At 52.3% G+C, this 9,068-nt stretch carries 9 protein-coding genes and 1 pseudogene; 5 read left to right on the top strand and 5 right to left on the bottom strand.

Features of this window, described 5'->3' with window-relative positions; genetic code table 11:
- Positions 1-1,914: inverse autotransporter beta domain-containing protein (locus GSQ70_RS20110; protein ID WP_158785393.1), on the bottom strand; the 1,914-nt coding region annotated here is incomplete at its 3' end.
- Between the two features lie 1,063 nt (positions 1,915-2,977).
- Between GSQ70_RS20110 and GSQ70_RS26460 the strand changes: the two are divergent.
- A pseudogene (locus tag GSQ70_RS26460) lies at positions 2,978-3,618 on the top strand (restriction endonuclease); the annotation flags it as partial.
- A 41-nt stretch (positions 3,619-3,659) separates the two neighbouring features.
- Here GSQ70_RS26460 and GSQ70_RS20100 read toward each other — a convergent pair.
- Both GSQ70_RS20100 and vapB read right to left on the bottom strand, forming a co-directional pair.
- Entirely contained in the window at positions 3,660-4,076 is a 417-nt protein-coding gene (locus GSQ70_RS20100) for a type II toxin-antitoxin system VapC family toxin (RefSeq protein WP_158784176.1), read from the bottom strand.
- Positions 4,073-4,303, bottom strand: coding sequence for a type II toxin-antitoxin system VapB family antitoxin (vapB, locus tag GSQ70_RS20095; RefSeq protein ID WP_158784175.1), 231 nt, complete (start codon positions 4,301-4,303; stop codon positions 4,073-4,075). Before vapB ends, GSQ70_RS20100 begins: the two co-directional genes overlap by 4 nt.
- 526 nt (positions 4,304-4,829) lie before the next feature.
- On the opposite strand from vapB, the gene GSQ70_RS20090 reads away from it, so the two are divergent.
- From GSQ70_RS20090 to GSQ70_RS26110, 4 genes are all read left to right on the top strand, one after another.
- Complete coding sequence (locus GSQ70_RS20090; protein WP_233268376.1) at positions 4,830-5,243, top strand: hypothetical protein; 414 nt, start codon at positions 4,830-4,832, stop codon at positions 5,241-5,243.
- Positions 5,244-5,282: 39 nt separating this feature from the next.
- A complete protein-coding gene (locus tag GSQ70_RS20085) occupies positions 5,283-5,825 on the top strand; it encodes a hypothetical protein (RefSeq protein ID WP_158784174.1) in 543 nt (180 codons plus the stop codon).
- A gap of 55 nt (positions 5,826-5,880) precedes the next feature.
- A complete protein-coding gene (locus GSQ70_RS20080; protein ID WP_158785391.1) occupies positions 5,881-6,654 on the top strand; it encodes a site-specific integrase in 774 nt (257 codons plus the stop codon).
- Between the two features lie 91 nt (positions 6,655-6,745).
- Positions 6,746-8,089 (top strand): hypothetical protein, encoded by a 1,344-nt coding sequence (locus GSQ70_RS26110; RefSeq protein WP_233268374.1) that lies wholly within the window; start codon positions 6,746-6,748, stop codon positions 8,087-8,089.
- A gap of 69 nt (positions 8,090-8,158) precedes the next feature.
- Here the strand turns inward: GSQ70_RS26110 and GSQ70_RS20070 are convergent, their stop codons facing one another.
- Both GSQ70_RS20070 and GSQ70_RS20065 read right to left on the bottom strand, forming a co-directional pair.
- Positions 8,159-8,461 carry a hypothetical protein gene (locus GSQ70_RS20070; protein ID WP_158784173.1) on the bottom strand — a complete coding sequence of 101 codons (303 nt, stop codon included), beginning with the start codon at positions 8,459-8,461 and terminating at the stop codon, positions 8,159-8,161.
- A partial coding sequence (locus tag GSQ70_RS20065; RefSeq protein ID WP_158785389.1) for a division plane positioning ATPase MipZ occupies positions 8,458-9,068 on the bottom strand: 611 nt, incomplete at its 5' end. The genes GSQ70_RS20070 and GSQ70_RS20065, both read right to left, overlap by 4 nt.

The raw sequence follows: 9,068 nt of genomic DNA, 5'->3' as shown, positions 1-9,068 counted from the left end.
CTGATGCGCAATATGGAAATCGGAGTGTGCCGGATCCACGTCTCCCGCGATGACGGTGACCGTAGCAGGTGACAGCTTCACACCATTCACCGAAGGTGTCACCGTCACCGTCTCATTATTCGTTCCCGCAGTTACTATCGTGGTGTACACACCGGCTGCTTTCCTGGACAATGTGGAAATCGTCGCACTCTTTGGCTTACCGCTATCCAGGAGGATATCTGTCAGGCTTATGTCCACCGCCTGGCTATTCTTATCTTTCAGCTTAAGCGTTAGCTCTTGTGTACTTTTTCCGTCAGCTGGCAGTGTGCTGTTCGTCGGCGTGAAGGTACTGTTAATTTTGTTAACTTCAGGTGCCTGTACAACAACCAGGGTTTCGCTGCGGCCTGAATGGTTGCCTTTCGTGTCTGTTGCTTCACCGCCTACCGTGTAGGTGTTCACACTACCTGGCGTAGATTGATATGGCGGAAGCACTATGTCGAAATTCGCGCCGTGTTGTTCAACTTTTCCGCCCGCCGTCAGCAGTTGCGTGGCGAACCAGTCTATCCGCGCAAGTCCGTATGTACTGCTCACTGACACTCCCAGAGACTTACTCTCTCCCGGATACCCGGTCACCAGGTGTGTTGTGTGCAGACGTATCGTTTCCTTCTTACGATATTCCAGCACAATATTGTTATTGCGTTCAATCAGGTCATATCTGCTGCCTGCCAGACTGCGCATTGCTGCCACTGCACCCGGGTTAGTCTGCCGCCGCCATGGCACGCCCAGTTGGTAATTCATTTCCATCGTAAGCCGCGTGTCGCTTTTGCCTGACTGACCCTGACGCTGTTCTGTACCCAGGGTAATCAGCGGTACAGGTGTATAGTTAATACCGACCGTGATGGAATGGGGGTTCTTCTGGCGGTTATCCACGCCGAACAGCGCCACTTCCCTCCCGTAATACTGTTCATACGTAAGCTTACCGCCCAGTTGCGGCAAAGTAGGTAACCAGGCTTGGGCGCGAATATCCCAGCCGTTAGCCGGCCGCTCCTGATAATCCGTCACCTCTGGTGAATTTTTCCAGCCAGTTAGGTGGGTGTAACCATTTAGCCCAAGCTTCAGGAAATCACGCCCATACTCTAGGCCACTTCCACCCCGGGCATGCTTCCGGGACAGGTCATAGTCAATGAACGCATTAACGCCAAACATCCATCTGTCATAAAAATGGCGGAAACCAACCCCAAGGTTCGCTTGCGTCCTGTCATCAGTGTAGTGCAGACTGCCTTGGGAGAAGACAAGCCTGTCCTTTTGTTCGTTCAGAGGGATCAACAAATCAAGCTGCGAATTTTTCAGGGAAAAATTTTTGTCTGCACCCAACTGCACCTGCGCAGTACCAAACTGGCTCAGCCAGCGCTGGATTTCACCGCTGGCTGAACTGGTTGCCATTCCTATGGCCAGCGAGGCAGCAGCCTCACCGTGCGGATTTTTTGCGAGGAAACCGCCTGTCTGTGAGACTACTGAAGCTGCTTTTTGTCTCCCTTCATCTTTGGCGGCAGCTTCCCCGCCCCTGTTGTTCTCCCATTTCACCTGTAGCAGCGGAGCCACAGGTATTTCCAGTTCATCACCAGGTTGCAGGTTGTTAAAACCATGTGCAAAGGTGCGGAACTGGTTAAGTTGGCGCAACTGCTCCAGACTAATGTTGTATTTTTTTGCTACCGAATCAGCAGATTCGCCTGCAGAAAGTGTGTACACCTGTGTACGCAGGTGCGTTTGCCCGGCATATGTTTTAAGAAAGTGCTCCTCACTGGCAGCGGTCATAACCGGAGTGAAGGCCACCGCCAGAGGAAAGGCTAACTGGACGCCGATATTCATCCAGGCAACACGGCGTAGCAGCAAAGGTATAGCTGCAGGGGAAATAATAGGAATGATGTTTTTCATATTCATAACCAGTTTAAATAATGTGTTTGTAATCATCTCGACAGGAATGGGGTGTTATTAAAAAATAATAACTTAATACTGCAAGCGACTAAAATAGAGGAAACAAAATACGCCGAATGGAGGAAGCTCCGCACATCGAATATTTCGTAGATGATTACGGAAAATTATGAAATTTATTTATTTTGTGAATTCAGTGAATTGCGCGATATTGTCTTTTTTCGTTAAAGGTGATGCGCAAGTCATAATTCACATTTGTAGTTACTTGTAGCTATTATGTTTTTATTTTGTTTGTGTCAGATTGTTTTTTTGATGCTGAGAGCATACTCAAACTCATTTACTAACGTTCGCAGCATGGTGAAATACTCACTGCCATCATCATGCTTATCCAGACATTCGGATGTCTTCTCCTTAAGCCAGATTAAGGAGCATCGGTCAGGATAAATGCCACAGACATAATTCAGAAAGGAAAGTATGTCTTGGCACTCAATAAATCCATAATGTCGGATTGCTGCCGTTAGTGATTTTTTATTGAGTTTACAACCATTAAATCGATATCCGGATGCATTAATAACATACTTTTTGCTCATCATGAAATTATCCGCCTGCATCTGTATGTGACGTATTATCTTTCTTGTGATAAAGGTCGTCAATAACGATATACAAACCCTGATTCATGGGTGATGGCGATCAATTTGATCGCCATCACCTGTCGTTTGATTGCGATCGGCTAACCCTACTTATCTGTTTTATATGGATTTAATTGTTAACCCAAAGATGACTTATGTCTTCGGGAGGGGGGGGGAGAACCCGTATTTTTATACCGAAGGAAGAAATAAAAGTGGTTTTTGTTTAGATGATATTAAGGTATGAAGATGAGGGGGGGCTATTTTGTTGTTTGTATTAGAATTGCGGTTAACATTAATTCAACAAAGTAACTCAAGGTTGCTAATATAGATCTAAGTTAGACGCTCTGAACATCCTGCCGATACAGACTGTGAAATAGAGGTAAATAAGTTCTGTCGCATTAACGACGGCAAATTTTTCCGTTTTCCACGCTGACCCCTACAAAACGAAGTCCATGCCTGAGCAGGCCGAACAAAGTCGTAATGACTTTCTTGCACTGATTTCCCGGCTGGAAAACGCTGGTACCGATACAGCCAAAGGTGCCAGGCCTGTACAGGTATGGAACGGCGTTGACTGGCCTTCACTGATAGCCGAAATGAACGCAATGAAATCCCTGGCTCCCCATCCCCGGGGTTTCCGGTTTGAAACCTGGCTTGCTGAATTGTTCAGTACCTTTAAGCTTGCCCTCCGTTCGTCATTCCGTAACACGGGAGAACAGATTGACGGCAGCTTCCGGCTGAATGATGACTTTTACCTGATGGAAGCAAAGTGGCATCGAAACAGAACGCCGGCGGCAGATTTGCATGTATTCGAAGGGAACTCAGCATCAAGGCAAAATGGGCCCGGGGAGTATTCATCAGCTGGATGGGGTTTACTGATGAAGGTCTGACGGCATTCGGGAAAGGAAAACGGGTGATCTGTGTCAGTAGTTATGATCTCTATCATTCACTCAGTCACGGTATCGCTCTGCCCGACCTGCTGGAAGCAAATCTCCGGCACGCGGCTGAAACAGGGGAGTCTTATGCTGAGTTCAACAGGCTCTTCACCCTTAAGGATAAAATACCCGGCACGCCGAAATAACCTGCCGGATAATACAGAAAACTACCCCTGAAGAGAGTAACTTACTTCGCCCAGTCTTCCAGCGTCAGCCCCGGCACCCGCTCAAACTCCCGCGTATTGTTGGTTACCAGCACGGCACAAGCTGCGATGGCGTGTCCGGCAATCGCCGTATCGTTCGGGCCGATAGGCGTCCCCGCCAGGCGCAGCGCCACTTTAATATCCGTAGTGGCGTCCACCGCGGCCCGGTCCCAGGGCAGGACGGCATCGAGGCGGGCGCAGAATTCATCGACCAGCTGGATGTGACGCGGCGAGGCCTTCGGGCCGGTGGCGCCGAAGCGCATTTCAGAGTAAGTAATGGCCGAAACCACGATACGGTGGCCTCGCAACACCGCCTGCTCCAGGCGCTTCAGGACGGCTTCCGGCTGCTCGCGCATGATGAACGAGCAGATACAGGTGTCGAGCATATAGGTCTTGTTCACAGGTCAAATCGTCCTTCGTCGCTGACAACGTCCCCGCGCTCCGCCAAAAAGTCCGTGTCTGCTTTTTCCAGCTGCGCAAACGAGCCCCAGGTCGGCCGGACGGGACGCAGGATGATGCTATTTCCTTCCCGGACGATCTCAAGCTCGCTTACCCCCTCAAAATCCAGATCGCGGGGCAGACGGATGGCGCGGTTATTGCCGTTTTTAAAAATAGAAACTGTTCGCATTTTTCAACTCCCGCCCGTGAGGGCTGCTGGAACATTTAAAGCAGATGCAAAGTATATGTGTCTATCGGTTTTTTGTATAGGGCAAGCATATGCAGATGATTTGCATATGCGTAGGTCTACCATATGCAGATGTCAGGCATATGGATATGCAATACCTATGCTGCTTTCCATCATTTTCCGCTGAGATCCGGAAAAAGGCAGAGCCGGATCATTCACAACCGCACCGCCGCGCGGCGGCCCGCCAGCACAAGATGTAGCGGCTCAATCAGCGGTGCATAACGCTATATGTTGTGTTGTCTCCCTGTCCTGTAGGACGACGCGCAGGGGCAGAAAAGACCGCTTCGCTGATCCCCTCATCGTGGTACACTTCCGGAAAGATGGAATACGCCAGTAATTCGGATCATCTAAAAACCACCGTCCGGTAATTTAACGACGTGACTGTATTCCTGCTTATTATTAGTCTGAAAATGATAACTGCTGGGTAAAATCATTCGGGTGACAGACGCAGACCTGTGCCCAGCTGATTATGCTGCACATCATAATTACCCTGAGTGACTATTTGCCAGCAAACCAGAATGGAGACCGGATGGTACGTTCGATACCCGTAACGATTGGTCAGAAGGAATTTAAATCCAAAAAAGCCGCCGTCAGTCATTTTATGGATCAGTGCGGGGCCGTGAAGGAATCAGGCCCGATCCGCGAAGGGCATTTATTTGAGGATCTCAGGGAGCTCTATACCCGCTATTGTGAGCTTACAAAATGGGAGCCAGGTAACCGGGAAATTTACGCCTTCAGCGTGGATTATGAACCCCGTCATACTGACCAGAACTATGGCTCGCATCTGTGCTACTGGGTCCGGTTTTCACCGAAGGACAAATTGTCCTTTTCGGTCAGAGAAGCGGTGGATGAGATCGCCAAAGCTGCTGCTGAACAAAAGTAACAGAGGACGGGATTTCTCAAAGAATAAGGAACACCTGGAATGGAAGGGTTTGGGGTTAAAACCGGCGCACTGATACTGATGATGATCTCACTGCCTGCAGGCGCAGCATCACGGGAGGAGTTGCGCCTGCTGAATATGGCCTATCCGCCAGGCAGCACTGTGGTCTGCCGGATGACCCGGGCAGCCATTCCTCCGGCAGAACAGCCTGAACAGCACATCGAGGCCCATGCCCGGATACTGGAGGCCGGTGACGAACGCACGGTGTCCGACGTCACGCTGACCCAGACAATCAGTGCTGAACGGACTCCGTGGGTAACCTTCCGTTACCGCCAGATCGCGACACTGGAGGCGGCAGAGCAGAGGTTTGAAACAGCCGGTGACTCGTTGCAGATCGTCAGCACCCGTTATCCGCAGTATGCCACCCGGCTGCTGGCAGGTATGCGTGAAAACCTGACCCTCCGGCAGGCTTTTTCACGGACAACGATCTCACGGCTGCCGTATTATAAAATCCTGCCGGACCCTGAAAATCCTGCTGCGGGTGTGGCAACGTGCGGCCCGGACAACAGAGGCGTTTATCCATGACAACCACCACACCCGCTCAGGAGTCGCTCAGGTGTCACCGGGAGAGCACGCAACCATGAATCTGCCGTCGCCTTATTTGCAGACTGCGATGGCGCAGTTACCGGTTTCCATCGATTATCCGGCCGCGCTCGCGCTGCGCCAGATGGCACTGGTCCATGATGATCTGCCGAAATACCTGCTGGCGCCGGAAGTTAGCGCCCTGCTTCACTACGTTCCCGATCTGCAGCGCAAAACCCTGTTCGCGACCCTGTGGAACACCGGTGCCCGTATTAACGAAGCGCTGGCTCTGGGTCGCAGTGACTATCTGCTGAACCCTCCCTACCCGTTTGTGCAGCTGGCCACCCTCAAGCAGCGCACGGAAAAGGCGGCCCGTACTTCAGGACGGACGCCGGCGGGTACCGTGCCGCACCGTCTGGTGCCGCTCTCCGATCCTCAGTACGTGCAGCAGCTGCAGATGATGGTGGCCACGCTGAAAATTCCAATCGAACGGAAGAACAAACGCACCGGCAGAACGGAGAAAGCGCGGCTCTGGGACATCACCGATCGGACCGTCAGAACGTGGCTGGGTGAGGCCGTTGCCGCAGCAGCAGCCGATGGCGTGACGTTTTCCGTTCCGGTCACTCCGCACACGTTCCGGCACAGCTACGCGATGCACATGCTGTATGCCGGCATTCCGCTCAAAGTGCTGCAGAGCCTGATGGGACACAAGTCTGTCAGTTCGACGGAGGTGTACACGAAGGTGTTTGTGCTCGATGTTGCGGCGCGCCACCGCGTCCAGTTCTCCATGCCGGAAGCGGATGCGGCAGCCCTGCTGCGGGGGAAAGGCTGACGCGCCTGACGGCTTGTCCAACCCCGGGACCGCACAGAAAAGATTTCTGTACCGCCCCGGGGTTTTATAAAAAACTTACGGAGGAGTGATGATGTCCATGCGACTGGTAAAAAAAAGAGCGCCCCGGGGGCGTCTCAGCCGGCAACTGAGTGAAGCTGAAGAATCAGCGGTCAAAAAGGTCTGCGGCCGCAGGGAGACCGGGAGTCAGGAAGAAAAAGGCCTTGCGCTTGACGTGCTGACGGAGATGCGACGCACGGACACGTGGCTGGCCTGCAGCTGCGTGACGGGAGATTCGCCGCCGATGAACAGCGCCAACCTGCGGACGGATACCGGCACTCTTTACCTGCAGGCGTTCAGCACTCCCCACGACGCGGGCTGTCCGATGTTCAGGGAGCTCAGGGAGGATGACGACACCACGCGTTCAGGAACCCGTAAAACGTCCAGCAGCAGACCCGTCAGCTACCGGAGTTTCCTGCCGCGTGAAGAGAACGGCGCCCGCCTGCGGGGCGGTCCCGCCCGTCAGGATGATGGCAATGACCGGTTTCGCAGGAAACGCCGTCCGCGCCTGGCCCGGTTGCTGCTCACCCTTATTGAAGATGCGGGGCTCAACGTCATTGAGACGCTTACCCCCTTCCCCACCGCGCCTGCCCGGGAGGCCATCGACCGGATCGCTGCCGTCACCCGGGACAATGAATTCGCGCGGGGCCGTCCGCTTTCAGACATCGTCCGCTTCTGGCCGCTGATAACGCAGGATGAACAGCAGCGCCTGATGGGGCAGCTGGAAGCCCCTGATTCACCCTGGCCCGCCGGGCGTGCCCGTCATTTTTACCAGATTTTCATGTCTGATGAGGTGTCGCGGGAAGGGGCGTCGTTCAGGTTCCGGAATGAAGAGGCAATATTCGCGCCTGAGAAGGGGCTGCGGATCAACGGTGAGGGCCAGGACGGACTGAGGCCGCTTTACTGGGTGATCCTGGAATTCCGGCGCTCGGCAGACGGCAGCATCATCTGCAGCGACGGCTATGCCCACGCGCTTTACTCGCGCGGTTGTCCGGTGCCGGTCGACAGCGGGCTTGAGCGGCAGACGCTGGAGTCGCTGGCCACGTGCTCAGCCTGGATGGCGAATAAAGAGGATGCACCGGTCAGCAGCCTGTCCCTGAAAAAGCCACTGTTCGATTATGCCGTCACGGTGGACGGCGAAGAGGGCTGGGTGCTGCCTGATTTTGTGGTTGAGGCCACGACGGCTGCTGGTGAAAAAAGGGTTTTTGTGATTGAGACGATGGGCTACCAGGACGAGGACTACATAGAGCGGAAGTCACGTCAGCACCGTGGTATGAGGACGCTGGGACAGCTGCAGACCGATCCGCCTAAATGGCCTGAGGAGACTGACCGGACGCTGGAAAAACAGATGTACGGCATCCTGTTGCACCTGAAATAAACATGTCATTCAACCAATGTCTTGTTATCTTGGTTTGATAACAAGATAACAAGATAACAAGATAACATCTTATTGCATTTTTGCATTTTCTATCAGTTCAGATCGTTCCATTTGATTAAGCTTCTCGAATGCCATGATTGCAGCCCTGACGACATCAGAACGGTTCACCCTGCGTCCTGATGTATTCATCTCGTCCCGGATACAATTATCTATGGACGCCAGGTGTGTTGTCGCAAAAGAAATACTCACCGGCTTAGCTTTGTCTTTGGCTGTGTCAGCAGCTGCCTTCTTTTGAGCCAAACCCAGCCCTGCCGTGCCTCCGTTGATAAATGCATTTTCGTCTTTAGGTGGAGTGTTAGCCCTGTTCCTCATAAGATTATTTCCTCAACTAGAGCAGAAATTTCTTCCTGAGCTTTTTCATTCTGTGTCTCAAAAATGGTCATTGACTCAGCCCAGGCATCTCTGTGCGCTTTACGGTCACAAATGCGAGACTGAGCTAACTGCATCTGGGGGTAATCTGCCAATACCACTGCGGCCTGATGTGCCTCATTTACAAACATGTTTGTCGGCGCCATGTTTAGCACAAGAAAACCTCTTACGTTTTCGTTGAAATCCTTTGCAGCGGTGAACACTTCACAAGTGTGCGGAACTACATCAAGGTCCATTTGTGAAGGTCTGAGCGGTGAAATAAAAACGTCAGCGGACATCAAACCGCTTCTCATTTCGGCACTGTCACGACCAGCACAATCAGCAATAACATAATCATAAGATTTAGCATGCTCCTTGAGCATTGCTTTGATATTGCCTGTAGCACCTGTAACAGGGATATGGGGAAGTGTTTCAGGCCTGTTATTATACCAGGTCAAAACAGATTTCTGGTCATCCGCATCTACTATAATTACTGACTTGCCCCTTGCTTTAAGACATGACGCGATGGATACAGCCAGCGTACTTTTACCCACACCACCTTTCTGACTGC

The organism is Pantoea sp. BAV 3049, from assembly GCF_009765445.1.
Lineage (GTDB): Bacteria > Pseudomonadota > Gammaproteobacteria > Enterobacterales > Enterobacteriaceae > Erwinia.
This window is presented reverse-complemented; position numbering and strand designations above follow the sequence as displayed.